26 protein-coding genes and 1 tRNA gene are annotated in these 25,435 nt (G+C 52.9%); 22 read left to right on the top strand and 5 right to left on the bottom strand.

Going from position 1 to position 25,435, the window contains the following annotated elements; genetic code table 11:
- A partial coding sequence (locus ABYP39_RS01280) for a hypothetical protein (RefSeq protein WP_372780825.1) occupies positions 1-242 on the bottom strand: 242 nt, incomplete at its 3' end.
- A 266-nt stretch (positions 243-508) separates the two neighbouring features.
- On the opposite strand from ABYP39_RS01280, the gene ABYP39_RS01275 reads away from it, so the two are divergent.
- The 5 genes from ABYP39_RS01275 to ABYP39_RS01255 all read left to right on the top strand — a co-directional run bounded on the left by ABYP39_RS01275 (position 509) and on the right by ABYP39_RS01255 (position 5,977).
- Entirely contained in the window at positions 509-973 is a 465-nt protein-coding gene (locus ABYP39_RS01275; RefSeq protein WP_372748625.1) for a peptidylprolyl isomerase, read from the top strand.
- Positions 974-1,027: 54 nt separating this feature from the next.
- Positions 1,028-1,792, top strand: a complete 765-nt coding sequence (locus ABYP39_RS01270; protein WP_372780824.1) for an HAD-IIB family hydrolase — start codon at positions 1,028-1,030, stop codon at positions 1,790-1,792.
- A complete protein-coding gene (locus ABYP39_RS01265) occupies positions 1,793-3,022 on the top strand; it encodes a glycosyl transferase (protein ID WP_372780823.1) in 1,230 nt (409 codons plus the stop codon).
- Entirely contained in the window at positions 3,015-4,757 is a 1,743-nt protein-coding gene (locus ABYP39_RS01260) for a sugar phosphorylase (protein ID WP_372780822.1), read from the top strand. The genes ABYP39_RS01265 and ABYP39_RS01260 overlap by 8 nt, the downstream gene beginning before the upstream one ends.
- Positions 4,758-5,050: 293 nt before the next feature.
- Entirely contained in the window at positions 5,051-5,977 is a 927-nt protein-coding gene (locus tag ABYP39_RS01255) for a DMT family transporter (protein WP_372780821.1), read from the top strand.
- Here the strand turns inward: ABYP39_RS01255 and ABYP39_RS01250 are convergent.
- Positions 5,933-6,772: a DMT family transporter gene (locus tag ABYP39_RS01250; protein WP_372780826.1), complete on the bottom strand. Its 840-nt coding sequence runs from the start codon at positions 6,770-6,772 to the stop codon at positions 5,933-5,935. The two genes, ABYP39_RS01255 and ABYP39_RS01250, sit on opposite strands and share 45 nt — an antisense overlap.
- Before the next feature lie 138 nt (positions 6,773-6,910).
- On the opposite strand from ABYP39_RS01250, the gene ABYP39_RS01245 reads away from it, so the two are divergent.
- Complete coding sequence (locus tag ABYP39_RS01245) at positions 6,911-7,336, top strand: hotdog fold thioesterase (protein WP_372749193.1); 426 nt, start codon at positions 6,911-6,913, stop codon at positions 7,334-7,336.
- Positions 7,337-7,362: 26 nt separating this feature from the next.
- Here the strand turns inward: ABYP39_RS01245 and ABYP39_RS01240 are convergent, their stop codons facing one another.
- A complete protein-coding gene (locus tag ABYP39_RS01240) occupies positions 7,363-8,823 on the bottom strand; it encodes a DUF3336 domain-containing protein (RefSeq protein WP_372749192.1) in 1,461 nt (486 codons plus the stop codon).
- A 228-nt stretch (positions 8,824-9,051) separates the two neighbouring features.
- Between ABYP39_RS01240 and ABYP39_RS01235 the strand changes: the two genes are divergently transcribed.
- From ABYP39_RS01235 to ABYP39_RS01225, 3 genes are all read left to right on the top strand, one after another.
- Positions 9,052-10,377 carry an ABC1 kinase family protein gene (locus ABYP39_RS01235; protein WP_372749191.1) on the top strand — a complete coding sequence of 442 codons (1,326 nt, stop codon included), beginning with the start codon at positions 9,052-9,054 and terminating at the stop codon, positions 10,375-10,377.
- Positions 10,378-10,455: 78 nt separating this feature from the next.
- Positions 10,456-11,259, top strand: a complete 804-nt coding sequence (locus tag ABYP39_RS01230; protein ID WP_372780820.1) for an enoyl-CoA hydratase — start codon at positions 10,456-10,458, stop codon at positions 11,257-11,259.
- 159 nt (positions 11,260-11,418) lie between these two features.
- A complete protein-coding gene (locus tag ABYP39_RS01225) occupies positions 11,419-12,774 on the top strand; it encodes a FimV family protein (protein ID WP_372780819.1) in 1,356 nt (451 codons plus the stop codon).
- Between the two features lie 63 nt (positions 12,775-12,837).
- Here ABYP39_RS01225 and ABYP39_RS01220 read toward each other — a convergent pair.
- Positions 12,838-12,925 (bottom strand) — tRNA-Ser (locus ABYP39_RS01220).
- A gap of 250 nt (positions 12,926-13,175) precedes the next feature.
- On the opposite strand from ABYP39_RS01220, the gene ABYP39_RS01215 reads away from it, so the two are divergent.
- From ABYP39_RS01215 to ABYP39_RS01160, 12 genes are all read left to right on the top strand, one after another.
- The gene (locus tag ABYP39_RS01215; protein WP_372780818.1) at positions 13,176-13,823 is read left to right on the top strand and encodes an MBL fold metallo-hydrolase; all 648 of its coding nucleotides are present in this window, start codon (positions 13,176-13,178) and stop codon (positions 13,821-13,823) included.
- A gap of 3 nt (positions 13,824-13,826) precedes the next feature.
- Positions 13,827-14,309 (top strand): cyclic pyranopterin monophosphate synthase MoaC, encoded by a 483-nt coding sequence (moaC, locus tag ABYP39_RS01210; RefSeq protein WP_372780817.1) that lies wholly within the window; start codon positions 13,827-13,829, stop codon positions 14,307-14,309.
- Entirely contained in the window at positions 14,306-14,554 is a 249-nt protein-coding gene (locus ABYP39_RS01205) for a MoaD/ThiS family protein (protein WP_372780816.1), read from the top strand. The genes moaC and ABYP39_RS01205 overlap by 4 nt, the downstream gene beginning before the upstream one ends.
- 2 nt (positions 14,555-14,556) lie before the next feature.
- On the top strand, positions 14,557-15,018 hold the full coding sequence (moaE, locus tag ABYP39_RS01200) for a molybdopterin synthase catalytic subunit MoaE (RefSeq protein ID WP_372763715.1): 462 nt from the start codon (positions 14,557-14,559) through the stop codon (positions 15,016-15,018).
- Positions 15,019-15,134: 116 nt separating this feature from the next.
- Positions 15,135-15,611 carry a flavin reductase family protein gene (locus ABYP39_RS01195; RefSeq protein ID WP_372750684.1) on the top strand — a complete coding sequence of 159 codons (477 nt, stop codon included), beginning with the start codon at positions 15,135-15,137 and terminating at the stop codon, positions 15,609-15,611.
- Positions 15,611-16,174 carry an NUDIX hydrolase gene (locus ABYP39_RS01190; RefSeq protein WP_372760363.1) on the top strand — a complete coding sequence of 188 codons (564 nt, stop codon included), beginning with the start codon at positions 15,611-15,613 and terminating at the stop codon, positions 16,172-16,174. The genes ABYP39_RS01195 and ABYP39_RS01190 overlap by 1 nt, the downstream gene beginning before the upstream one ends.
- 85 nt (positions 16,175-16,259) lie before the next feature.
- Entirely contained in the window at positions 16,260-17,609 is a 1,350-nt protein-coding gene (gene rmuC, locus ABYP39_RS01185; protein WP_372763716.1) for a DNA recombination protein RmuC, read from the top strand.
- 11 nt (positions 17,610-17,620) lie between these two features.
- On the top strand, positions 17,621-18,094 hold the full coding sequence (bcp, locus tag ABYP39_RS01180) for a thioredoxin-dependent thiol peroxidase (protein WP_372780815.1): 474 nt from the start codon (positions 17,621-17,623) through the stop codon (positions 18,092-18,094).
- Positions 18,095-18,162: 68 nt separating this feature from the next.
- Positions 18,163-19,347 carry an efflux RND transporter periplasmic adaptor subunit gene (locus ABYP39_RS01175; RefSeq protein ID WP_372748903.1) on the top strand — a complete coding sequence of 395 codons (1,185 nt, stop codon included), beginning with the start codon at positions 18,163-18,165 and terminating at the stop codon, positions 19,345-19,347.
- Positions 19,344-22,406 (top strand): efflux RND transporter permease subunit, encoded by a 3,063-nt coding sequence (locus ABYP39_RS01170; protein ID WP_372748904.1) that lies wholly within the window; start codon positions 19,344-19,346, stop codon positions 22,404-22,406. The genes ABYP39_RS01175 and ABYP39_RS01170 overlap by 4 nt, the downstream gene beginning before the upstream one ends.
- Positions 22,406-22,792 (top strand): nucleoside triphosphate pyrophosphohydrolase family protein, encoded by a 387-nt coding sequence (locus ABYP39_RS01165; RefSeq protein ID WP_372748905.1) that lies wholly within the window; start codon positions 22,406-22,408, stop codon positions 22,790-22,792. Before ABYP39_RS01170 ends, ABYP39_RS01165 begins: the two co-directional genes overlap by 1 nt.
- Before the next feature lie 5 nt (positions 22,793-22,797).
- Entirely contained in the window at positions 22,798-23,850 is a 1,053-nt protein-coding gene (locus ABYP39_RS01160) for a patatin-like phospholipase family protein (RefSeq protein WP_372780814.1), read from the top strand.
- On the opposite strand, the gene ABYP39_RS01155 is transcribed toward ABYP39_RS01160, so the two are convergent.
- On the bottom strand, positions 23,847-24,581 hold the full coding sequence (locus tag ABYP39_RS01155; RefSeq protein ID WP_372780813.1) for a molecular chaperone: 735 nt from the start codon (positions 24,579-24,581) through the stop codon (positions 23,847-23,849). The two genes, ABYP39_RS01160 and ABYP39_RS01155, sit on opposite strands and share 4 nt — an antisense overlap.
- 258 nt (positions 24,582-24,839) lie before the next feature.
- On the opposite strand from ABYP39_RS01155, the gene ABYP39_RS01150 reads away from it, so the two are divergent.
- The gene (locus ABYP39_RS01150) at positions 24,840-25,415 is read left to right on the top strand and encodes a hypothetical protein (RefSeq protein ID WP_372749558.1); all 576 of its coding nucleotides are present in this window, start codon (positions 24,840-24,842) and stop codon (positions 25,413-25,415) included.
- Positions 25,416-25,435 lie beyond the last annotated feature (20 nt).

Genomic DNA, 25,435 nt, shown 5'->3' with positions numbered 1-25,435 from the left:
TGTGTCACGATAAAGGGCACCATGGTTGAGTAAAACACGAGATTGGTGATTGCGCCGATTTTGCGTGTGGAGGCGACTACTGGGGGGTATTTGTCCTTCGCAACTTTATGTTTGTCTTCCTCGCGATTGACTGCCCGCATACCATCAAAGGCGCGGACCTGCTTCACCAGTCTATTACCGATGACGGTAACAAGCGTCAGCGTCGCCAGCAGTATCAGAGTGGCCTGCCAGTTGTAGGTCATGGTGCGCTCCTTTCTTTAATCGCTACCCTGCAGTTATGTAAACATACATTTACGAAGAGTAAAATACATATTTACCAGTTTGGCGGCGTATCTGCCCCTTTAGGTGCGGTTTGCGCTATTTTGGTGCAAAAATACCCTGCTACATCCTTGGCCCGTTTCCGGGAGATGGCTCAAATATCGTCAAATTGCCCGATTGTGGGGGCTTTTCCGTGACCTCAGGCCCACAAACTGGCATCCTGTAGGGCTAATTCATTGATGAGGTTACTATGAAAATCGCAAACAACTGTGTCGTCTCCTTCCATTACACGCTCACGGACGAAGACGGCCAGACTCTGGATAGCTCAGATGGCCGCGAGCCACTGGCCTATCTGCACGGCCACAACGGCATCATTCCCGGTCTGGAAAATGAACTGGTGGGTAAAGGCCAAGGCGACTCTCTGCAGGTGGTTGTTCAGCCGGAAGATGGCTACGGAGAATTTAATCCCGAGCTGCTGCAACAGGTTCCGCGCGAAGCCTTCCAGGGCGTAGAAAGTATTGAGCCCGGTATGCAGTTCCAAGCTCAGGGTGAAGGTGGTCAGGCCCAGATGGTCGTGGTTCGTGAGGTTACTGACGAGGCTGTGTTGGTTGACGGGAATCACCCGCTGGCAGGTCAGGTACTGAACTTTGACGTAACCATCGAATCGGTTCGCGAAGCATCTGCCGAAGAGATTGAACACGGTCACGCCCACTGACGTGATACTGACAGGGTGCCGCCACACAACGTTGTGGCGGCAATTCCAGACCATATGATTGTTGTTACCGACCTCGACGGTACGCTCCTCGATCACCACTCCTATTCTTTTGACCCCGCACGCCCGGTGCTGGCCGAACTGGCCCGACGCCATATCCCGGTTATTCTCAATACTAGTAAAACCCGCGCGGAGCTCACCGATTTGCAGCGAGCCTTGGGCCTGCAGACCCCGTTTGTGGTTGAAAACGGCTCTGCTATCTACAGTGCGGATCAATCAGCTTGTAGGGTGCTTGGGGCGCCTCGCGTCGAGTTGTTGAGCGCGTTGGGCGACGCACGAATTCAGGGTTACCGTTTCTCTGGCTATGCTGATATGTCTGTTCAGGACGTGGTTCAGCACACCGGGCTCAGCGAAGCCCAGGCGCAGGCGTCGATGGCGCGTGAATTTACCGAGCCACTTGTTTGGGAAGATACCCCAGAGCGGCTTGCTGATTTTGCGCAATGGATTAAGGCACGGGGATTGCAGTGTTTACGTGGAGGGCGCTTTGTTCACGTGATGGGGCGCTGCGATAAGGGGCTGGCTATGCAACAACTAATACAGCACTACTATACTGACAATCGTGGCCCGGTGGTGGCGCTCGGGGATAGCGAAAATGATCTGGCCATGCTCGAGCAGGCCGATATTGCCGTGTGTATTCGCTCTTATTCTGACCGCCGGCTGGAACCGGCATCGTCAGTCGTAGCAATACATACCGACAACTATGGTCCGCAAGGGTGGGCCGAGGCCATGACAGATATTCTCAATCAATGGGGAAGAGATTAAGTGGGCGATTTTTATCAGAGCGGCAGCATAGCCACCTTGCACAATCTCGTGGATCGGCCGCTGGAGGCGCTTGAGGCGGAGTTGTGTCAGTTCTCTCACACCCGGCCGATGAGCCTGGTGTTACCGAGCCTCTTTTCCGAGCTCCAAGGCGAGGCGCTGGAGAACATTGTCCAACATTTGCAGAAGGTTCCCTATCTGAGCGAAATCGTTGTTGGGCTTGATCGGGCCAGCGAGGACGAGTTTCGACAGGCCATCGATTTCTTTGGCCGGTTGCCGCAACACCACAGAATTCTCTGGAATGATGGGCCGCGCCTGAAAGCACTTGATCAGCGCTTGCAGCAGGAAGGCTTGGCGCCGCAGGAGGCAGGAAAGGGGCGCAATGCCTGGTATTGTCTGGGGTATGTGCAGGCTTCAGGCAAGGGCAAAGCGATAGCCTTGCACGATTGCGATATCGTCACCTATGACCGTTCGCTGCCGGCGCGTTTATTTTATCCGGTAGCTAATCCGGTATTCAGCTACGAATTCTGTAAAGGTTATTACGCCCGGGTCACCGACAAAACGATCAATGGTCGGGTGAGCCGCTTGCTGGTGACGCCGCTGATCCGGTCGCTCAAAAAAATCTACCCGAATATGGAATATCTGGATTATCTAGATAGCTTTCGTTATCCACTTGCCGGTGAATTCTCCATGCAGGCAGACGTTGTCAGTGACCTGCGCATTCCCAGTGACTGGGGGCTTGAAATCGGGCTGTTGTCGGAAGTCTTCCGTAACTATTCCTGTAATCGCCTGTGTCAGGTGGATATTGCGGATCGCTACGATCACAAACACCAGGATCTGTCAGAACACGACGATAGTGGCGGCTTGTCGAAAATGTCTATCGATATCACCAAAGCCATTTTCCGAAAGCTAGCAATCAATGGCGTAGTATTTTCCAACGAAACCTTCCGCTCCATTAAGGCTACCTATTACCGCATGGCGCTGGATTTTGTCGAGATGTACAACAACGACGCGTTGATGAATGGTCTGCAGTTGGATATACATCGCGAAGAGCAAGCGGTGGAGCTGTTTGCCGGCAATATTGTAAAAGCGGGGAATATCTTTCTCGACAACCCGATGGAAACGCCGTTTATTCCCAGTTGGAACCGGGTTGTCAGTGCCATCCCGTCCATTCTGTGTGACCTGCGTGAAGCGGTTGAGGCTGATCGACGGGAGTTTGGTGGGCGTGACTAATCAGACTGATTTTGGCTTGCTGACGGCCACACTCGACAGTCAGTTGTCGTTTATTTACGGTGAAGCGCGGGCGCTTGAGTTGCGCGAGCGGATTGTCAGCTTGTTTGGCTTTAATGACACAACGTTTGGTCCCGAGCCCTTCAGTAATCACTGGGATCAATCCGATATCTGGATGATTACCTATGGTGACAGCGTTCAGCGGGCGCCTGACCCTCCCTTGCAGGTGCTCAAGGAATTTCTTGATACGCGCTTGCAGGGTGCAATTTCGGGTGTGCATATTCTGCCGTTTTGCCCCTACAGCTCCGATGACGGTTTTGCCGTCATCAATTATGTGGAGATAAACCCCGCACTAGGTGAATGGGAAGATATCGAAGCAATCTCGCGAAACTACAGCTTAATGGCCGACTGTGTTATCAACCATTGTTCCAGTCGCAGCCTGTGGTTTGAAAACTTTAAGAAGGGCGAAGGTGTTGGTGCCGATTTCTTTTATGAAGCCTCTCCGGAAGATGATCTCACTGCAGTAGTGCGGCCGCGCACCAGCCCCTTATTGCGGCCTACGGAAACTGCGAGTGGCCTGAAGCATGTGTGGTGTACCTTCAGTCACGATCAGGTGGATTTTGATTTTGGTAATCCCAGCGTGCTGCTTGAATTCCTTTCAATTATCAAGCTCTACCTGGATCGCGGCGTACGCATTCTGCGTTTGGATGCAATAGCTTTTTTGTGGAAGGAATTAGGTAGCAATTGCCTTAACCTGCCGCAAACGCACGAGATCGTGCGCTTGATTCGAACAGTGTGTGAACACTACCGCGGCGACTCAGTTATTATTACCGAGACCAATATTCCTAACAGGGAAAATCTGAGCTATTTCGGTAATGCCAATGAGGCGCATATCGTTTACAACTTTTCACTACCGCCGTTGCTTCTGCACAGCCTTCTCAGTGAAGACTGCAGCCACTTGAAAACCTGGCTGATGAGCATGCCGCCTGCTCAGCATGGTACTACCTATCTTAATTTTATTGCGTCCCATGATGGTATTGGTCTACGCCCTGCGGAGGGGCTGCTGAGCGACGAGGAACTGTCGCAGTTGGTAACCAGTGTCGAGTCTTTCGGCGCTAAGATTTCGTGGCGAGCCTTGGAAGATGGCGGTAACCGCCCCTATGAACTCAATGTGAGCTTGTTTGATGCCTTGCGCGGAACTCATCAGGGGGAGGACGAGTTCGCAGTGCCGCGTTTTCTTTGCGCGCATGCGATCATGTTGGCGCTTGAAGGTATACCGGCGTTTTATATTCATAGCCTGTTTGGTACGCGCAACGATTACAAACGTTTAGAAAATACTAGTCATAACCGCGCGATCAATCGTCATCAATGGCAGTGGGACGAGCTGCAAACTGCGATAACGGATGACACCACGCATCGCCAGATCTTCGAGGCGCTGCAACGCCTGATTCGTGTACGCAAGGCGCAGCCCGCATTTCACCCCAATGCCACACAATATACGCTGCACATCAATGATCAGGTCTTTTCTTTCTGGCGACAGAGTGCTGACCGGCGGCAAAGCATATTTGCCCTGCACAATATTTCCCGACAAGAGCAGACAGTCAGCCTGACAGAGTTGAACCTCATCGGAACGGATGCCTGGTTTGACCTGCTCAGCGGTATCGCTATTGAGGATTTACGCGGTACGCTATCGCTTGCGCCGTATCAGTGTGTCTGGATCAGTAATTCAGGCTTATAGTCGTGGCGATGCAAGCTCTGGCTGTTGGCCGCACTCATCGCTTTGCGCTATTAGTGCTTGTGCCCCGCTCAAAGGTAGCTTAGGATTCTCGGTGTTACTCAACTTTCTGATCTGAGATTACATGTATCCACTTCATCTTATGACATTTAGTGCTATTCGCTGGCTGGTGTGCCCGGCGAGGCTTGGCTGCGTGTCTGGATGAGGTAAACCCCTAATTCAAAAAGGCCGCAGAAATCTGCGGCTTTTTTTGTTTCAGGCTCCAGATTTCTCCGGCACAACAGGAGAACCAAAACATGGGGCCGCCGCTGGCTTACCTGGTTGTGATTGCCGTTTGGGCAACAACACCGCTCGCTATCAAACTGAGCAGTGAATATTACGCGCCAATGGCGGCGGCTTCGCTGCGATTTTTGCTAGCCTGTGCCATCGCTTGCTGTTTGATTGCGCTGTTTCGTGGCGGCAGTAGCCTGAAACGGACTCACTGGAAAGCCTACCTGGTAGCGAGTTTGGGTATCTTTCCGAATATGCCTTTGGTTTACATGGCAACCGGCTATATCTCTTCGGGGTTGGTGTCGGTAATGATGGCAACCGCGCCGTTTATTATGGGCGCCTTATCCATCTTTGTTTTGCGACAGAACCCCTTTACACCCTTGCGGATGTTGGGGCTGGTGGTCGCGCTGGCAGGGCTGCTGGTGATCACCGCGAATCAGTTTGCGTTGGATGCTGATGCGTGGCGGGGCATATTACTTATGCTTGGCTCCACCTTCACATTTTCATTGAGTAATGTGTTGCTCAAACGAATGGATACTTCGACGATTGATCCTCTGGAACAGAGCCTTGGCGCTATGATATTTGCGTTGCCTGGGCTGTTGCTGTGCTGGCAGGTTAGTGATGGAAATGTGCCGCAAATTGCCCTCAATAGCGCCACCTGGGCCGTTGTGTATCTTGCGGTCGTGGCATCAATTGTCGGTTTTATGGCGTTTTACTATGTGCTGCGCACTCTGCCGTTTGAACTGGTTGGGCTGGTGCCGCTGATCACTCCAGCGCTGGCCATGACGCTGGGCGTGCTTTATGCCGGCGAGATGGTTGATGATGCACTAAAGCTCGGCAGCCTTATGATTTTGTTGGGGCTGGCAATCTACGAGGTGGTGCCCGGCCTGCTGAAACGCAGGCGCATGTCAGTTGTCGTCAGCGGCTGTGCTGGGACTGCGCAGCATCAGTAGGCCACCGCTAATCACAAGCGCAATGCCGAGAACTGTTGGGGTGTCGGGAACCGCACCCCAGATCCACCAGTCGAGTAGTCCGGCGAAGACCAGGGCAAAGTAACTGGTGGGTGCCAGAATGGAGGAGGGCACATAGGAGAAAGCCTTGGTATAGATCACAAACGTGCCATACATGACCACGCCGACGTACAGCAGCCAGGGCAGCGCAGCTTCGGGGATAGGTTGGTAGTGAAGAACGAAAAACGGCAATACAAACAGCAGGGATATACTGAAATAGTAAAACAGTATCCGGCTTTCTGGTTCGGTGCGGGCAAGCTCACGCGTGCTGACCATTGAGATGGCCAGCCCCAGCCCGGAACTGAGAGCTACCAACTGCCATGGGCTGATGCCGTCGATAGTGGGGCGCAGTACCAGTAGTACACCGGCAAAGCCAATGATCAGTGGCAACAATCGTGAAGTGGGGATGGCGTTGCGATACCAGACGAGTATTACCATTGGTACCATCAGTGGCGCCGTATTCCGAAACAGGGTCGCTTCGACCAGTGGCATATATTGCATCGCCAGATAGTACGTATAGAAACACGCGCAGCCGCTAATACCGCGAATGGCGTGTTGCAATGGCCGTTGGGTGACTATCGCGCGTTTGCCGTTGCGCAGCCACCAGGGCAACACCAATAGGAAGCAGATCAGGTATTGCGCCAGAACAATAGCGGAGATGTGAACCTGTCCGCTGAGGTGTTTGCCGGCCGCAGCAACAGTGCTGCCGAGGAATACCGTTAGAATGCCGAGTGTGATACCGAGCGCAAATTGTCTTGGATTGCCAGTAGTAATGTTGTTTTCCTTGCACAGCCTTTGTGCGCAGATCGGGGGGCGTCATGCGGCGGGCTGAAATTTACAATTGGGTCTTTGTAGCGTGAAGTGTAAGGTGAAGTGATGTCTGTGTGGAAGCAGCCGGCAACAATTGACGACCTAAATCGCATGCAGGGTGACAGCCTCGCCACTGTGTTGGGTATTGAGTTTATTGAAATTGGCGACGATTACTTGAGGGCCACCATGCCAGTGGATAATCGTACCCGGCAGCCCTTTGGCCTGCTGCACGGCGGGGCTTCGGTCGTGCTGTCGGAAACCATGGGAAGTGTAGGCGGCTTTCTGGCGGCGGCGCCGGGCTCGATGGTTGTTGGCCTGGAGGTGAATGCCAATCATTTGCGCTCGGCGACGGAGGGTGTGGTTACAGGTACCTGTAAGCCATTGCATATGGGGCGAACCACGCAGGTCTGGGAAACTCAGGTTCACGACGCGCAGCAGCGATTGGTATGTGTGTCCCGGCTAACCGTAGTCGTCAAAACGCCTAAGAAGTAACCGTAAATTCGAAGGTTGGGGGCTGGTTACAGCCCCTGGATTTTGCGTACGGCCTCAACTTCGAGATCTTGAAGATCTTCCAGAATGTTATCGAGCACAGTGCTGATTTTGGTGCAGGTGCGAATGGTTTCAAGGTTGGGCCAGGTTGCCCGTTCACCTTCACGCATCAGGCCGAATAACTCCTCTTCCGACAATTTGGCGAGCAGTTTGCGCAAGTCGTAAAAACGGAAGCTCGGTACGATATTGATATCACCCGAATACTCCTGCTTGGCGAGGCTGTGCATACTGTTCAGCGCCATGTTGACGCGAGGCATATCGCGTAAATAGTTTTGCGATATAAAGCGCTGGGCATCGAGTACTTCGGTCAAAGCCGAGCGACCGACGCCGGTCAGTAGGGTAGACAGACCTCCGCGCTTCTTTTTACGGCTGATAAACGGCAGAACGACGGGGTTAACCTGGCTGACGATGAAGTGGTTCACGCCGTACATGCGTGACAGTCGTTTCGCCGGCAGGTCATCCGAAATCGAGCCATCGATCCATTTGCGTGAGGCCAGGTATGGCTGGCTGTCACCGTAAACGTTTTTAGCCTGAAGGCTGACCGGTGGGTACACGCCGGGTACCGCGCAGGAGGCGAGTACAGCCGAGCGGATATAAACATTGGGTGAGGCAATGGCATTTAGCAGACGCGAGGTCTGGTGCGGCTCAGCCGGGGCAATCGAGATACAGATTTCTCGTCCCGTTTTCTTGTAAGCCTCTTCAAAGGTCATGTCTGGAATCAGACGGCTTATCAAATTCTGCAGGTCGTGAATGTCGATGTTGGCGCGGGCTCCGCGGAACATGCGATTGAACCAGCTGGCTTCCTGCTGTGCTTCAAACGCCAGGTTCTTGGGGTCCATGAACTTTTCCATCTCGTCGTCGGTGTGCGTGCCGAGCACGGCGGCGACGAGTGAGCCGGCGCTGGCGCCGGAAATCACGTGGGGGAGTAGCTTTTCTTCCAGCAGGGCTTTGACCACGCCTATGTGGTAGAAGCCCAGTGCACCGCCGCCGCTGAGCATCAGCGCTGAGCGGCCATAGCATTGGCTGGCTCGATTAAAGAAGTCGAGCTTGTCCTCGAAACTGATGTCTGGGTTGTCTGTGTTGGCAATGTGTGTCAGGGCGCTGGCAATTTCATCCACATAGTCCTCTATCAGCACCTTGGTGCCAAATTTGGAGCGGGAGTGCACGGCAGCTTTGCCCATGCCGCCCATATTGCCGTGAATGCCCTCATTCAGGGTGAACAGCAGGCCGATGTCATCATGGCGGGCGCGCAGCGCGCGCAGGCGGTCTAGGCGGTATCGGATGGACACATGGTCGTATAGCCGGGTTTGGTCCATTTTGCGCCACTGAGCCAGTCCAACCAGTTCATCGTAAGCCTGGGCGGCCTGAGACCATTGCTCGTAGTTCTCGGCATTGCGCATGCGATCTTCGAGTTGTTTACGTCTTCTCACCGGTAGCTGCACCATAGATTCCTGATTCACATATAAATTGACAGTGGCCACATTGTAGAGCGTCTATCAGCTGATTCATAGCGGCCCCACTTACTGATGTTGTCAGATGGCACACTCGCAAATATATGTTTCCATCGTGTGAATATGGCCCTTGCAGCTCAGTTTTCCCTCTCATCTTGGGGAGGGCTCGCGTATAATTGCGGTTTTGTTCAGGATCAGGGACGAGGTATGGCTGACGACCCGGTTTTTATGCCCCAAAAGTACTCTCAAAGACGGCGCTCCATGCAACTCGCGGAGCTAGGGGTGCGCGGTTCGGTGCGTATGTTGCAAACCTTCGCTGCCGTCTATCCCAAAGCGGTGAAATGGCTCTATAACTGGCGTGTGCCGTCACCGGCAGAGATGCGAGAGCTGTTTGAGACCTTGGGTGTGACCTATATCAAATTTGGTCAGTTTATCGCCAGCTCACCCTCTATCTTTCCCAAAGAGTACGTGGATGAGTTCCAGAAGTGCCTGGATCAGACGCCAGCGATACCCTTTCGTAAGGTAAAGGCCATTATTGAGGAGGATCTGGGTAAGCCGTTGGATCGCGTGTTTGCCCATGTCAGCCCGGAACCCTTAGCCTCAGCCTCGATTGCCCAGGTTCACGCGGCAAAACTGCTCACGGGCGAAGACGTAGTGGTCAAGGTGCAAAAACCCGGTGTGCGCGCCACCCTCACCACTGACCTGAATGCGGTATACCTCGTAACCCGCTTGTTTGAGCGGATCGTGCCGAATCTGGATAGGGGCTCGATTGCCGACCTGGTCGAGGAGATGTTTCAGGCAATGCTCGATGAGTGTGATTTTGTCAAAGAGGCCGACAACCTGATCCAATTTGACCGTTTTCTTGCCAAGTCCAGCAATTCGATGGTGGTGGTGCCAAAGCCCTACTTACAGGCCAGTAATGAGCGGGTGCTGACTATGGAGCGATTTTATGGCGTGGCGCTGACGGACATGGAGGCTCTCAAGGCTTCGGGGCATGACCCGGCAGAAAGCCTCTTCAATGCCATGAACACCTGGTTTGCCAGCCTAACTCAATGCGACTTCTTTCATGCAGATTTGCACAGTGGCAATTTGATGTTGCTGAAAACTGGCGAAGTGGGATTTATTGATTTTGGTATGGTTGGGCGGATCAAACCGAGCGTTTGGGAGGCGACCTTCAGGCTCTTCATGGCGGTAAACGAACAGGATTATCAGGCCATGGCGGAATCGATGCTGGCTATCGGCGTCACACGCAGTGAAGTGGATGTCGCCGCTTTGGCGCGAGATATAGAGCGCCTGTTTAGTCGCTTGGATGCGATGGAGCCTGAGTACTTGCTTGGTAATGGTGGCACAGAGCCGGATGGGGTGACGAACTTAATGACGGAGCTGGGTGCTATTGCCAAAGATTATGGTATCCGCTTCCCACGTTCTTTTACCCTGTTGCTAAAGCAGTTCCTCTATTTTGATCGCTATATGGATCTGCTTGCCCCGGGCGCCAATATTTTCGGCGACGATCGGGTAAACCTCTACCACTAATACTGTACGCCTGTTAATGGAAATCGGGTGCTTGCTGGTCTTCAATGGCGGCACCGATAAAACTAACAGGCCAATCCCATGTCTTTTGTTCTAGTTGATAAACCCCGCCCGCACGTCACCCGTATTACCCTGAATCGCCCTGAGCGAATGAACGCCATGGCATTCGATGTCATGGTCCCTCTAAAAGAGGCATTGGAAGAAGTCAGCTTTGACAATGATACCCGGGTTGTCATCCTGACCGGCGCAGGAGAGGGCTTTTGCTCGGGTGCCGATCTGGAAGATCCTGGCTACATGTCAATCTTTGATGGTCTCACCATGCCCGGTATAGCGCGCCGCGCGATGAAAGTTCTCGATGACGTAGTGAAGGCGCTGCAGGATATGCATCAGCCGGTGATCGGCGCCATTAACGGCGCAGCCATTGGTGGTGGTTTTTGTCTGGCAATGGCTACGGATATTCGGGTCGTCTCCGAGAGAGCGTATTTTCGCGCGGCTGGCATCAATAATGGTCTGACTGCGGCGGAGCTGGGGCTCAGTTATATGTTGCCCCGGGCAATAGGGTCGAGTCGCGCTTTCGAAATTATGTTGTCCGGCCGGGATGTTGATGCGACAGAGGCCGATCTTATTGGTTTGGTATCAAAAGCCGTCCCACATGAGTCCCTGCTCGATGAGTGTTATTCGGTGGCCGAGAGAATTGTTGGTTTCAGCCAGTTGGGGGTGGAGTTGACCAAGCAAATGTTGTGGGCAGGTCTGGAGGCCGGAAGCAGGCATTCGCACATGAACCACGAAGGGCATGCTCAGCTGTTTGTGCGGATGACGACGCAGAACTTTGAAGAGGCGATCAAGGCCAGAAAACAGGGCAGGGCGCCCGAATTTAAGGATTAGTCAGTTGGTTTGCTTTCGCCTGCGCATGCGGCCGTTTAGGGCATTCACCCCAGAATGCCCTATGGCACACCTAGGAATTAGTGGTAGCTTGCGCTACTCTTGAGGGTAACTGGTGATTTTTAGCGCTAAAGTCACCATTCAAGCCACAAGAGCACAATCATGTCGCGTTACCTGACGTACATAGCGATCGCAGCCCTGCTGATGGTGGGGGGGCGTGGACACGCCCTCGGACTGGGAGAAGCTCAGGTACGTTCTCATTTTGGCTCACCGCTGGATTTGAGTATTCCTGTACAGCATCTCAGTGGAATGACAGGGGATGATCTACGAATAGCCCTTTCGGCACTCAATGACGCAGTCTCCGGCTCCCCTCTGGACGCGATGGTGGGCAGCAAGTATGAGGTCGACTATGACCCTGCTACGCAATCTATACGACTGCGTTCGAACGAGCCGGTCATGGAGCCCTATCTCGCGTTTACCCTGAAAGTGCGGTGGCCCAGTGGACATCTGAGCCGCGAATACACCGTACTGCTCGATATGCCCGCAATACACACCACCAAACCAGCCCAACACGTTGCCAACGTCAATCAGGCTGTCGGTAAACCTGTTGTAGGTTCTGGCGCTGTGGCAGCTGATGTCAGCAGTGTAAAGGCAGTGCCAGTTAGGGCTGAGCCACGGATGCCGCCAGAGCAGGCAGCGGCAGATTATGACAGCGGCCGTTACCGTGTTGTGAGAGGTGATTCGCTCTGGAAGCTGGCGCAAGATATCAGTGATCAACGCCAGGGCAGTCATGCTCAGTGGATGGCCGCGCTGTTTCAGGAAAACCCAGGCGCTTTTATTTCAGGGCGGCCTGATCGGTTGAAAGAGGCCTACTTCTTAACTGTGCCAGAAGCCTGCTCAGACACCAGACTTCTGTTAACGGCTGACGGGGGCTATCGGTTGGTGGCAGGTGAGCACCAGAAGGTTGCTGGCCGTGCTGAGAATGACGCGGCGGCTGCACCCGCACTAGAGAAGGGCTCGGAATCAGTCGTCGACACAAAGTCGTCGTTAGTAGCTGAATTAGGTGCATCGGAAGTGTTAGCCGGCGAGCAGTTATTGGTCGAGGCTTCGCTGCCCGTCGAACCGGTCCCGAGCATGGATGAGGGTGCGCCGGAACTCAGTGTGTCGCCGGTCGCCGAACGTGATGCTATCGAATCACAGGTTGTTTTAAATGAGCAGCGAGTTGCAGAGCTGGAGCGGCAGTTGGTTGAAGCGCTGGCATTGATTGAGCAGCAGAGTCAGCTCGTTGCTGGGCAGCAGCTGTCGCTGGAAAATTTGCCGGTGACGGCTTCCGTACCACCGGTGTTGGCAGATCTGACTACCCCTGCTTATCTCTTCCGTTCGATGGGCTGGTTGGCGCTCGGCATGTCGCTGGTGCTTGGGTATATTATGTACAGGGATCGCAGTGGCCCAAGTTTTCGGGTGGGTGGTCGGCGGAACCGCCAGGCGGATTTTGCGTCGATGCTGAGAAAAAATTAACTCAGGCGAATATTTGTAGGCCATAAACTAAAACGCCCGGCAACTGCCGGGCGTTTTAGTTTATGGCGGTGAGGGAGGGATTCGAACCCTCGAAACGTTGCCGTTTACACACTTTCCAGGCGTGCTCCTTCAGCCACTCGGACACCTCACCAGATGAAACATCAGCGTACTATGCGGTTTTTTTACGAGCTCCAAATTCGCACGCCTGCGCGCTCGTTATCGCCCTTTCGGGCTCCCTTGCTCCGGCGCTGAGAACCAGTTGTTTACAGCCTTCCCGAGAAGGGCCGCTACTCTATAGAAATGCGGCCAAAATGGCAATATGCGTTTCATGTTTCGCCAATGCGGCTGCCCGCCAAGCGGTGCTGTGGTAAGCTGGGGGCTTGATTTGAAGGTGTTTTACGATGTTGAAATGTGCGATTGTGCCGGTCACGGCCTACCAACAGAATTGCAGTATTCTGGTGTGCGAACAGACAGGCAAGGCTGCGGTCGTTGATCCCGGTGGTGACGTGGAACGCATCAAGCAGGGCTTGGAGCAGCTTGGCGGAACCTTGGAAAAGGTCTTGCTAACCCACGGGCATATGGACCATTGCGCAGCGGCCGATGATATGCGCCAAGAGTATGGCGTACCCATTGTTGGGCCGCATAAAGAAGACAGCTTCTGGATCGACAAGCTTCCCGAATGGTGCCAGATGGCAGGCTTTCCCCGCGCCGAGGCTTTTGTGCCGGATCAGTGGCTGGCAGAGGGTGACACGGTAACTGTCGGTGAGCAGACCCTCAAGGTTCGCCACTGTCCCGGCCATACGCCGGGGCATGTCATCTTCTTTCACGAGGGGATTCGTCTGGCCATCGTGGGCGACGTGTTGTTTCAAGGCTCGATTGGGCGCACGGACTTTCCGATGGGTGATCACGATACACTGATAAGCTCCATTCAGGATAAGCTCTGGCCACTAGGCGATGACGTAACCTTTATTCCCGGGCATGGTCCCACCTCTACCTTTGGTCAGGAGCGGCGCACCAACCCCTTTGTTTCAGATTCGCGATTTGGGTGAGCCATGGGTGATCAACTGACGCATATAGATGCCAAGGGTAATGCCCAGATGGTCGATGTTACCGACAAGGCGGTTACCCAGCGTGAAGCCCGAGCGACAGCCACGGTATCCATGCAGCCTGAAACCCTGAGCATGATTGTAAAGGGAGCGCATAAGAAGGGCGATGTTCTCACCGTTGCAAGAATCGCCGGTATTCAGGCCGCCAAGAAATGTGCAGACCTTATTCCGCTTTGCCACCCACTGATGCTTAGCTCAATTAAAGTGGAGCTGTCACCCGTGCCAGAGGAAAATTGCGTTCGCATAGAGGCGGTATGCAAGCTCGCCGGGCAGACCGGTGTGGAGATGGAAGCGCTGACAGCCGCTTCGGTGGCGGCACTGACTATTTATGATATGTGCAAGGCAGTTGATAAGGGAATGGTGATCGGCGACGTCAGATTGCTGGAAAAGCTCGGCGGCCGTTCGGGCCATTGGCAGGCAGCGCCATGATAAAGGTATTGTTTTTCGCCAAATTGCGCGAAAGTTTAGGCTGCGGCTCTCTCGAGTGGCCCGTTCAGGAGGCGCTCTCGTTAAAGGATTTACGTGACCAGATAATTGCCAGGCACCCAGAGTGGGAGCCCGACCTGTGCGCGCAAAATGTGATCGCGGCGGTGAATCAGGCGGTCGCAGCACCGCATGAGGTTGTTCAACCTGGTGACGAGGTTGCGTTTTATCCGCCGGTGACGGGGGGGTAGCTGTGGAGCCGCTAATTCGCGTCGGTGAAGCAGACTTTGACGTAGGCGTTGAAGTCCAGCGCGTGCTTGCGATGGCGGATACCATTGGAGGGGTCGTCAATTTTGTTGGCGTAATGCGCAGCAACAATGACGGGAGAGCGGTGGAGGCAATGCATCTCGAGCACTACCCGGGGATGACTGAAAAGGCACTGGCAGCCATTGCGCAGCAGGCAAGTGAGCGCTGGTCGCTGGAGGCTATTACCGTCATTCACCGTGTAGGGCTCTTCAAACCGGGGGATCAGATCGTGCTCGTGGTGACTGCGGCATCGCATCGCGGCGAGGCGTTCCAGGCCTGTGAATTCATCATGGATTTCCTGAAAACACGAGCGCCGTTCTGGAAGAAGGAAATTACCGCGCAGGGCGAGTTCTGGGTAGACGCACGCAGCAGTGACGACAGCGCGGCGGATCGCTGGCAGTCTACTTGATTTGGGTGGCCTCTACGGCCACATTCTGCGGGGCCATCGGCCTCGCAGAGCATTAATTTAAAAAGGCAGCGGTGTATAATGCTGAGTTTTACCCTGCCTGATTATAAGGAATAAGCATGAGTCTAGACAGCCGAGAGTTTCGCAATGCGCTGGGGCGCTTTCCCACCGGAGTGTGCGTAATTACTGCCAATCCGGACGGATATGAGCCATTTGGTATGACGGTCAACTCCTTTGCCTCTGTGTCGTTAGATCCGGCCCTGGTGCTGTGGAGTCTGCAAAATGATTCAGAGTGTTTTGAAGCATTTGCCAAAGCCAAAAAGTATGCGGTGAACATATTGGCTGAAGACCAGATGCAGCTTTCGAACTTCTATGCGAAGAAAGGCGACCACACCTTGCAGAAAGAACACTACACGATGGGTCGCCACGGAACACCTGTGATTAAAGGCGCACTGACTACCTTTGAGTGTGATATCTGGCAGCGATACGAAGGTGGGGACCATGTGATTCTTGTTGGCAAAGTACAGGCCATGCTCAACAGTTTTGAGACCAAGCCACTGGTATTCTTTTCCGGGAAATATCGCGAGTTGCGCTGATGAATTATTGCAGTGAATGCGGTAAACCAGTTGCGCAGAGGGTTCCTGAAGGGGACGACCGGCTGCGCTATATTTGTGATCACTGCGATACTATCCACTACCAGAATCCACGTGTCGTTGTAGGTTGCCTGATAACCGAAGGCGATAAGATTCTGCTCTGTCGTCGCGCCATTGAGCCCCGTAAGAATTTCTGGACCATTCCCGCCGGCTTTATGGAAAACGGTGAAACTATGTTGCAGGGTGCTCTGCGTGAGTCACAGGAAGAGGCTTGTGCCGAAGTGCAGGGCGAGACGCTTTACCGGCTGTTTGATATTCCCCGAATTAACCAGGTGTATGTATTTTATCGTGGCACGCTAAAAAATGGCGCCTTTGATGCCGGCCCGGAAAGTTTGGAAGTGCGCTTGTTTGATGAGGATGAAATTCCCTGGTCCGAGCTGGCTTTTCCCGTGGTCACAGATCTACTGATGGAATATCTGGAAGATCGGAAAACCGGTCAATATCCCGTGCGTATAGATCAACCGGGGCCATTGTGGGCCGAACATACCGGGTGGAACAAGCGCTAGCCCCCGCGCGCCACGGTTATCTGCATTCGCAGCGTGCGTGCGGTAATAACTACCAAATAACCAAGGTGTTCAGCGTAGGGATACTATGACAACACAGACAATAGCCATGCTGGTAGCAGCATTGATTTTCGGATTGCTGCTCGGTGTGTTAATAGGCGACTTAAGACGCCGGCGCCAGTCAGATTCAGAGGTACAGGCTGCCAGAATTGATGCCAGCGCGTATTCTGTGAAGCTTGAAGCCGCCGTTGCCCAAAGCCAGAGATTAAGCAGCGAGCTCACTCAGGCGCGCCAGGAAATTCTGGAACAAACCAATGAAAATGCCCGGCTGACGACACGTTTGGAAGAGCAGGCGAAAGTGCACGAGGAAAAAATGCAGGTGCTCAATAGCGCCCGCGATCAGCTGACCTCGCAGTTTAAACAGCTCTCCGACACCATCTTCGACCACAAGCAGAAAAGTTTTAACGAATCCAGTCGGCAAACGCTGGAGTCGCTGTTGACGCCCTTTCGGGATCAGATTAAGGAATTTCGCACTCGGGTAGATGATATCTACGACCGGGAAACGCGAGATCGGAGCTCACTCAAAGAACAAATCAATCAGTTGCAACAAGTGAACCAGCGTATGAGCCAGGAAGCGCTCAACCTTACCAGGGCGCTCAAGGGAGATAGCAAGGCTCGCGGCAATTGGGGTGAGGTGATCCTGGAGCGGGTGCTGGAAGAATCTGGTTTGCGCAAAGGTCATGAGTATGAAACTCAGGCCAGTTTTACCGAGCAGGATGGTCGCCGCCTGCAGCCTGACGTAGTGGTGCACTTGCCTGATGACAAGGATATCGTGATCGACGCCAAGGTTTCACTGGTTGCCTATGAACAGTATGTGAGAGCAGAGGAAGAGGCGGAGAAAAAGGCGGCACTGCAAGCTCATGTTCGCTCACTAAAGCAGCATATTGATGGCCTTAGCCTGAAATCCTACGAGCATATAGAAGGCATCAATACGCTGGACTTTGTATTGATATTTGTTCCGATTGAGTCGGCCTTTATGGCGGCATTTGATAGCGACCCTGAGCTGTTCCGAGTCGCCTATGAGAAAAATATTATCGTTGTTAGCCCGACAACCCTGCTGGCCACCCTGCGCACAGTACAGAGTATCTGGCGTCATGAACACCAGAATCGCAATGCTGAGACCATTGCCAGAGAGGCGGGCGGGTTGCACGACCAGTTTGTTTTAATGCTGAGCTCACTGGAAGATGTCGGCAAGTTTCTGGACCGGAGTCGTGAAGCCTACGAAAAAACGCTGGATCGTATCAGCCGAGGGCGAGGCAATCTGGTCAGACGTGTGGAGAAATTGGAAAAGTTAGGTGCCAAGGTTAAGCGCAGCCTCCCGCGTAAATATACTTCAGAAGATGAAGAGCTTGAATCTCTTCCCAATGAACAAGACTAACGGAGCATACGATGACATTTCCCAAAGTTGGCAATCTGGCCCCTGCCTTTAGCCTGAAAGATCAGGATGGCAATAAGGTTTCATTGAAAGATTTTCGTGATAAAAAAAATGTCGTTTTGTATTTTTATCCGCGCGCTATGACACCGGGTTGTACCACGCAAGCTTGCGGTCTGCGTGACACCGAAGCCGAGCTGGCCAAGCGCGATTGTGTTGTGTTGGGAGTAAGTTTTGACCCCGTAGCCAAACTCAAAAAGTTTCAAGAGAAATACGACCTGAACTTTACACTTTTGTCCGACGAGGATCATGCCGTCATTGATAAATATGGCTGCTGGCAACTCAAGAAGTTTATGGGCAAGGAAAATATGGGTACGGTCAGAACCACTTTTATTATCGGCAAAGATGGCCGGTTAAAATATATTCTCGACAAGTTCAAAACCAAGACTCACCACGAAGACCTTGTGGCATTGGTGGAACAAAACCTTTAAACCGCAAACGCTGTAGTTTTTCAGCGCAAACAGTGCCTCAGGCATCGCGAAATTAACCGGGTAGCCCCATGAAAAAATTTATGTACACAGCCATCACACTGCTTACCCTGAGCATTGTGTTTGGAGCCGTGTTTGGTTGGATTGAATTTCGCGATCGAATGGTTGACAGTTTTGTGGCGGCCTACATACCACCACCTGTTGGTGTAGAGGCCGAGCCCGCAAGGGACGATCACTGGGACACCACATTGTCTGCCGTGGGTACGGTGAAAGCCGTGAATGGCGTAGACATTACCACCGAGGTCGGCGGGCTCGTAAAAGAAATCTATTTTGCGTCGGGTCAGAATGTCGAAGAGGGTGACGTTCTCATTCAGCTTGACGATGACGTTGAACAGGCAAACCTGAAAAGCTTTAAAGCGCAATATCGTCTGGCGAAGATAAATTACGATCGTGATTCGCGGCTGATGCGAAGCAATGCCATTTCCCGTACAGCGTTCGACAAGGTCGAAGCCCAGCTGGCGGATATGAAAGCCCAGGTAGAGCGCACACAAGCCATCATTGCTCAGAAAAAAATCAAGGCGCCTTTTGCTGGCCGGTTGGGGATTCGCCAGGTAAATGTGGGTGAATTCGTCAACAGCGGCGACAAGATTGTTACCCTTCAAGCACTTGACGAACTATTGATCAACTTCAATGTGCCTGAATACTACACGCCAAAACTGTTTGTCGGCCAAAAGCTGCGTTTTACCGTAACTGCCTTTGGGCGCCGCGTTTTTGAAGCTGCGATTTCATCCATCGATGCGAAGGTCGATGAAACCACCCGCAACATTCAGGTGCAGGGGAGTTTCCTCAATGATTTGGGAACGGTTGTGCCTGGTATGTTTGCCAACGTCAATGTGGTGCTGGACGAACAGAAGTCAGTTACCACGGTGCCGCAAACCTCGGTCAGCTATTCACTGTATGGCGATTCGGTGTTTGTCGTATCGGAACAAGAGCTCAACCTGAAAAAGCCAGACACCACCATAGAGCTGTTGGGGATGACGATTGATCTGTCCAGCATTCATAAGATGGAGACTCCTCCTGAACGAGGGCTGGTGGTCAGCAGACGTTACGTTAAGCTTGGTGCCCGTCAAGGTGACCGTGTGGCCATAGAAGAAGGTGTCGCGGCGGGTGAATTGGTGGTTACCGCCGGGCAGCTCAAATTGAATAATGGCACGCGCGTAGAAGTTATCGCTCCCGGATCAGAAGACGGCCTATGAATTTTACCGATATCTTTATTCGCCGTCCGGTGCTGGCAACCGTACTCAGCCTGTTACTGCTGGTGTCGGGTATGAAGGCTTTTACCAGTTTGCAGGTGAGGCAGTACCCGGAAATAACCTACCCGGCAATCAACGTTACCACGGTTTATCCTGGTGCCTCAGCATCGTTGATGAAAGGATTTGTAACAACCCCAGTCCTCTCGGCCTTGAGTTCTGCCCAGGGGATTTCCTATTTGACAGCCACGAGCACTGACGGCACCTCTACCGTTACGGCTTTCCTGTTGCCGGACTACGATGTGGACTCAGCTTTTCTTGAGGTGAGCGCCAAGATCAACAAGGTTAAAAGTGAGCTGCCTAGGGAGTCAGAGAACCCGCTGGTCGAAAAAATGGAAGGCGCCACAGGCGATATTCTGCAGTACATCAGTTTTGTTAGTGATGTAATGAGTCAGGAGCAGATTACCGATTATTTGAGCAAGGTCGTGTTGCCGGAAATTACCACGATTGAAGGTGTCAGTAGGGCTCAAATTCGCGGTAAGCGAACCTTTGCCATGCGTATCTGGTTGGACAGTGATCGTATGGCGTCTCTGGGTATCTCCACCCAAGACGTAGAAAGTGCGCTGGCGCGCAACAATTACCAGAGCGCAGCGGGAAAAATTGAAGGTGAGTTTGTCCGTATTTCTGTGACAGCCGATACCGACCTAAATACGGTGGAAGAGTTTAACGATATTGTCATTCGTGGCGATGGTCAGACATTGATCCGCTTGCGTGATATTGCACGAGTAGAGCTCGGCGCTGAGCACTACCGGGATGTGATTCGCTACGGTGGCAAGCGTACTGTCTTTCTTCAGACCACGGCTGCGGCTGCGGCGAACCCGGTTGAAGTGGCAGAGAATGTTCGTCAGGCCTTGCCTCAACTGGAAAAGCAGTTGCCGCCAGAGCTGAAAATGGAAGTGGTTTTTGATACCACGGTATCTATTGAGCGCTCGATTAATGAAGTGTTGAAAACCCTAGTGGAAGCCAGCGCCATCGTGGTGCTGGTTATCCTGATTTTCTTGGGTAACTTGCGCTCCGTGTTGGTACCTGTGGTCACGATTCCGCTATCGCTGATCGGCGTGATGGTGTTGATGTTGATGATGGGTTTCTCCCTCAATCTGCTGACCTTGCTCGCGATGGTGTTGGCGATTGGGCTGGTGGTCGACGATGCGATAGTGGTGCTGGAAAATATTCAGCGCCATATGGAAGAGGGGGAGTCGCGCTATCAGGCGTCCCTTAAAGGTGCGCGCGAAATCGCTTTTCCGGTTATAGCCATGACCTTTACGCTCGCGGCCGTATACGGACCTGTAGGTTTTCTGGAAGGGCTCACGGGGGCGTTGTTTACCGAGTTTGCGTTTACGCTGGCAGCGGCTGTTGTCGTGTCGGGCGTGGTGGCACTTACCCTGTCGCCCATGATGTGCTCGCGGATGTTGCCAGAGCAACTTGAAGTGGGACGCTTTGCTCGTGGGGTTAATTCGGTGCTCGATGGTCTGACTCAGCTCTACCTGCGAGCGCTGGATGAAGCCATTAAAATGCGCTGGCTCACAGTGATGTTCTGCGGAATTATCCTCGCCTGTATTTACTTTCTTTACGACTCCATTGCTCAGGAATTGGCACCTCAGGAGGATGATGGCGTTGTGGTTGTTACCGGTGTTGGCCCCATCGATGCCAATGCTGACTACATGGAAAAATACGTCGCGCAGGCGGAGAAGCCAATCGCGGCGATACCGGAGCGGGAGCGCAGCTTCTTCTGGGTGTCTGATTCCAGTGTCTTTTCGTTGGTGCTGCTGTCGGAATGGGAAAATCGTGAGCGCAGCGCCAAGGAAATTCAGGATTCGCTGCTTGCCGATCTCAATAAGGTCACAGGTCTGCAGCTTTATACATACAACTTCCCACCCTTGCCTGGCGCCGCCAGCGGTCTGCCCATGCAATACGTGCTCACTTCTACGCTGTCTGATGAGTTGCTGTTTCAAGTTGCCAATAGGATACGTGAAGAAGCGCAGGCCAGTGGTTTGTTTACCTACGTTAGTCAAGATCTGAAGTTTAACAAGCCCGAGCTCGTGCTCAGCATCGATCGATCCATTGCCGGCGAAATGGGTGTTTCAATGGAGGCCATAGGGCAGACGCTATCTACCTATTTGGGAGAAGCTAACAGTGGTCGATTCAGTGTGGAAGAACGCAGTTACAAGGTCATTGCTCAGGCAGATACCCAGTTCCGACTGAATCCGGAAGCGATGAACAATTACTATGTGCCTGCGGCCAATGGCACTATGGTGCCGCTTTCAACTTTTGTTACTACAACGCTCCGGGCGTCGCCTAACAAGCTAAGTCAGTTTCAACAATTGAATGCGACTTATATTGGCGCAATGCTGGCACCCGGTGTGAGCATGGGGCAGGCGGTCGATTACTTTGATGAGCTGTCCGGACGGGTATTGCCGGATGGATTCAGCCATGATTACATGGGGCAATCGCGCCAATTTCTGGACGAGGGCAATGTACTGGTTGCCACCTTCGGGTTCTCTGTACTCCTGATCTACTTGGTACTGGCAGCCCAGTTTGAGAGTTTCAGGGATCCGATTATCGTGCTCATCAGTGTGCCCATGTCGATATGCGGCGCATTGATTCCGCTCGCCGTTGGTCTGTCCACCATGAATATCTACAGCCAGATTGGCTTGATTACATTGATAGGGCTGATCAGTAAGCACGGCATACTTATAGTCGACTTTGCCAATAATCTGCAGGAATCCGAAGGTTTGAGTATTCGTGAAGCCGCAAAGCGCGCTGCAGCAGTGCGCTTGCGTCCCATTCTCATGACGACCGCCGCGATGGTGTTTGGCGTGCTGCCGCTGCTGACTGCGACCGGTGCGGGTGCAGAAAGCCGCTATAGTATCGGTCTGGTCATCACGGCAGGAATGTCGATAGGTACCGTGTTTACGCTGTTTGCTGTGCCAGTGCTTTATACCTTTTTCGCCCGAGTGCGCAAACCCGACCCCATTATCAGTGAAAACTATCAGGAGACCGTTTAATGAAAGGTGATGAATATATACAGCAGGCGCTGCAAACAGAATCGCAACCCAGTGAAGAGCAGTTATCTCGTGTTAATTTGCGCATTCTTCATGCGCTGATGGGGCTGCAGACTGAAACCGGTGAGCTGACTGATGCGGTTAAGCGTCATATCTTTTATGGCACGCCACTGGATAAAGTGAATCTGGTTGAAGAGATTGGTGATGTGTTCTGGTATATCGCTATTCTTATGGATGAACTCAAAGTGGACGTTGGTGATAAAGCCAGCTTTGAGCACGCAATGAGAGTAAATATCGAAAAATTGCGTGCGCGCTACCCTAACAAATTTACCGAATTCGACGCCGTTAATCGCGACCTCGACACAGAGCGGAAAATCCTGGAGCAATAGCTGTAGTGAGTTCTCCCCTTCGCTTTAGGGCGGGCCCGAAGGCGCGCCGTTTTATCGAGCAGAATGGTCTGCACTTGCAGGATATAGCTGCATTGGCTGGCGCTGCCGGCGGACCCAAATGGCTGGTGCTGGCTGGTATCGATCGTATGCTTGCCGATTGGCTTGGTGAGAGGAAGGCCCCGCTACCGATGGTGGGCGCATCCATTGGTAGCTGGCGGTTTGCGGCGCTCGCGCAGAGCAATCCGAAAGCTGCTATCGATCGCTTGGAAAATCTCTACATTGAGCAGGCCTACGTGGGTAAACTAAGCTACCGGCAGGTTACTCAGACTGCGACCCGTCTGGTGTCAGACCTGTTAGGTGCAACGGGTGTCAGTGACATTCTCGAGCATCCTTGGGCGCGGCTGCACATCGTAACGGCTCTCTGTAGAGGTTGGACGGGCAAAGATGCAGTAGTGCCGATGGGGATAGGGTTTGGCGCTGCAATGGCGCTCAATACGCTGCGCCGCCCTTTGCTTGGCGCTTTTCTTGAGCGGCATGTGTTTGCAGATCCGCGAGAGGGTGTCTTATCTCTAGCTGCGTTTCCCGGTTTCAGTACACAGTTGCCAGAGCTGACCGCTGCCAATCTGCCGTCTGCCTTGCTCGCTAGTGGTTCCATTCCCTTTGTGATGGAGGCGGTAAAGGTACAGGGGCAGTCTGGCAATTACCGCGATGGCGGTATGGTGGATTACCACATGGACCTACCATTGAGTAATAGCGGTATTGTGTTGATGCCGCATTTTTCGAAGCTGCTGATTCCCGGTTGGCTGGATAAATTTGTCCCCTGGCGTAAACCCCGCTTCCTTGAAAATACACTGGTGATTCACCCCTCAGATGAGTGGATAGCCACACTACCAAACCGTAAAATTCCTGATCGAAAAGATTTCGAAGGCTACCGCAATGACGATGCCGGCCGATTTCGCGACTGGCGGCTGGTGGCACAGCGCAGCGAAGAGTTGGCTGACTTTCTGGCGCAGAGAATTCAGCGACAGGATATCGCCAGCATGATTGAGCCGCTTTAATCGCAGTAGGTTAAGGGGTTTCCGCAGAGGGTAATTGCGCGTGGCTCCTGATGATCTTTTACCAGAAAGGATACGTGCCGCGTGTCGTCATCAATCATATAGGTATGTGAAGCGCCAGCGTAGATGCGTTTAGTTGGCAACACCTTGCAGTCCGGTGCCTGCTTGGAGCGACATTCCCTGCCAACATAGAGCAAAAAGTTACTGTTGCCGGTATTGGTAAACGTCAAACCATTGTTAGTGTGGGAAAATTCGAGCGCGCTAACGGGAGACGGTGGACGGTAAACAGCCAGAACCTCGTAATTGAACACAATGGAAACAATCGGGGCTTTTTGATCGTCCTTTGGCGTTGCTATCTGGCGCGGTTTTACCACAACGCGATAGATTGCATCGGTATCTTCTGGAATGCCCAAAAACGACAGGCGCACTTTGCGCCGCCCCTGTGGCTCAACATCAAATTGCCGCGGGGTGGCGATCATTCCCATTTCTCTCGGGTTGCTGAGTGTTACCCGTTGCTCTTCCGGCTGTCCCGGGAACAAGACTTTGTATACTTCAATTTGAACTGACTGTGTGGAATCACCGCGGTTGTAGACGTGGAAATCCGCTCTGCGTGTAGACCCGGCGATCACGTCGATGACGCTCTGGTCCAGCGTGATTTCTGCATTGAGTGGTGGCGCAGAAAGCATGGTCAATGAGCAAAGAAGTAGATAGAGGGGGATATTTTTCAGATGCATGGATTATTGCGGTATCTATTATCGTTGTACGCATCATAGCACCCAAGATCGTATCTGGGGGGCGGATTCAGTTTAGTAATTGCTATGACACAAAGTATTGACAGTGTGATTTTGTAGTGCTAATTTTCCCGTGCTCCTTAAGGAGAGGGGGTAGGGTACCGAGTAAGCTCTACCATGTATGGCGGCCACTACATTTTACTCAACTTCTAATAAACGTGTCATTGCATGATGCAGGACTACAATTAAGGGGTTGTGTTGATGAGTGCTTCCAAGCATTTTTCCCGTTCTATTCTGTCTATTTCTCTTGTCGCTATCTGCGGCACTTCATTCGCAGCTACTACCGACGGCAGTAAAGGCGCTACTTCCAATGGCAAGGTCGATGTTAAGGGCACTGTCAAAGAGAAGGTTCAGATTGCCGGTCTGACAGAGGTAAATCTGGATACCGCATTGGACGGCTGGAATGCCAGCGAAAGTGATATCAGTGAAACCAGTGCGTCTTTCTGTGTATGGTCATCTACGGAAGGTTACAAGGTTAAAATCACTGACAATACGTCGGCATCGGGAACTACTGAATTCGACCTGGAGGCCACGGCTGCTACCGGCCACGAAGATCTCACCTTGGCGCCGCTGCCGTTCTCGTTAACCTGGACCGATGAGTCCAATACGGCGCAATCGGTGACTTACAACACGGATCTAACGGGTCTGGTTACCACGGCGACGAATAAAAACTGCACCAATACCACCATTGGTGTGTCCATTGCCGCTAGTGACCTCTACGCAGCGCGAGTAGGTAACTATTCTGCTGAACTGAATATCACCGTTTCACCAGAGTAAGCGTCATAACGGGCAGGCGT

Origin of the sequence: Litorivivens sp. (assembly GCF_041625495.1) — a bacterium.
GTDB lineage: Bacteria > Pseudomonadota > Gammaproteobacteria > Pseudomonadales > Spongiibacteraceae > Litorivivens.
Note: the sequence above shows the minus strand (reverse complement) of the source record. Positions and strands in the feature narration are given on the sequence as shown.

What these genes read in the sequence shown, in the direction of transcription:
- moaC (WP_372780817.1), top strand. Translation starts at nt 13,827, where the DNA reads ATGGGTGATCAACTGACGCATATAGATGCCAAGGGTAATGCCCAGATG.
- ABYP39_RS01225 (WP_372780819.1), top strand. Translation starts at nt 11,419, where the DNA reads ATGTCGCGTTACCTGACGTACATAGCGATCGCAGCCCTGCTGATGGTG.
- ABYP39_RS01195 (WP_372750684.1), top strand. Translation starts at nt 15,135, where the DNA reads ATGAGTCTAGACAGCCGAGAGTTTCGCAATGCGCTGGGGCGCTTTCCC.
- ABYP39_RS01150 (WP_372749558.1), top strand. Translation starts at nt 24,840, where the DNA reads ATGAGTGCTTCCAAGCATTTTTCCCGTTCTATTCTGTCTATTTCTCTT.
- ABYP39_RS01175 (WP_372748903.1), top strand. Translation starts at nt 18,163, where the DNA reads ATGAAAAAATTTATGTACACAGCCATCACACTGCTTACCCTGAGCATT.
- ABYP39_RS01170 (WP_372748904.1), top strand. Translation starts at nt 19,344, where the DNA reads ATGAATTTTACCGATATCTTTATTCGCCGTCCGGTGCTGGCAACCGTA.
- ABYP39_RS01155 (WP_372780813.1), bottom strand. Translation starts at nt 24,581, where the DNA reads ATGCATCTGAAAAATATCCCCCTCTATCTACTTCTTTGCTCATTGACC.
- ABYP39_RS01275 (WP_372748625.1), top strand. Translation starts at nt 509, where the DNA reads ATGAAAATCGCAAACAACTGTGTCGTCTCCTTCCATTACACGCTCACG.
- ABYP39_RS01165 (WP_372748905.1), top strand. Translation starts at nt 22,406, where the DNA reads ATGAAAGGTGATGAATATATACAGCAGGCGCTGCAAACAGAATCGCAA.
- ABYP39_RS01205 (WP_372780816.1), top strand. Translation starts at nt 14,306, where the DNA reads ATGATAAAGGTATTGTTTTTCGCCAAATTGCGCGAAAGTTTAGGCTGC.
- ABYP39_RS01190 (WP_372760363.1), top strand. Translation starts at nt 15,611, where the DNA reads ATGAATTATTGCAGTGAATGCGGTAAACCAGTTGCGCAGAGGGTTCCT.
- rmuC (WP_372763716.1), top strand. Translation starts at nt 16,260, where the DNA reads ATGACAACACAGACAATAGCCATGCTGGTAGCAGCATTGATTTTCGGA.
- ABYP39_RS01215 (WP_372780818.1), top strand. Translation starts at nt 13,176, where the DNA reads ATGTTGAAATGTGCGATTGTGCCGGTCACGGCCTACCAACAGAATTGC.
- ABYP39_RS01235 (WP_372749191.1), top strand. Translation starts at nt 9,052, where the DNA reads ATGGCTGACGACCCGGTTTTTATGCCCCAAAAGTACTCTCAAAGACGG.
- ABYP39_RS01255 (WP_372780821.1), top strand. Translation starts at nt 5,051, where the DNA reads ATGGGGCCGCCGCTGGCTTACCTGGTTGTGATTGCCGTTTGGGCAACA.
- ABYP39_RS01230 (WP_372780820.1), top strand. Translation starts at nt 10,456, where the DNA reads ATGTCTTTTGTTCTAGTTGATAAACCCCGCCCGCACGTCACCCGTATT.
- ABYP39_RS01245 (WP_372749193.1), top strand. Translation starts at nt 6,911, where the DNA reads ATGTCTGTGTGGAAGCAGCCGGCAACAATTGACGACCTAAATCGCATG.
- ABYP39_RS01270 (WP_372780824.1), top strand. Translation starts at nt 1,028, where the DNA reads ATGATTGTTGTTACCGACCTCGACGGTACGCTCCTCGATCACCACTCC.
- bcp (WP_372780815.1), top strand. Translation starts at nt 17,621, where the DNA reads ATGACATTTCCCAAAGTTGGCAATCTGGCCCCTGCCTTTAGCCTGAAA.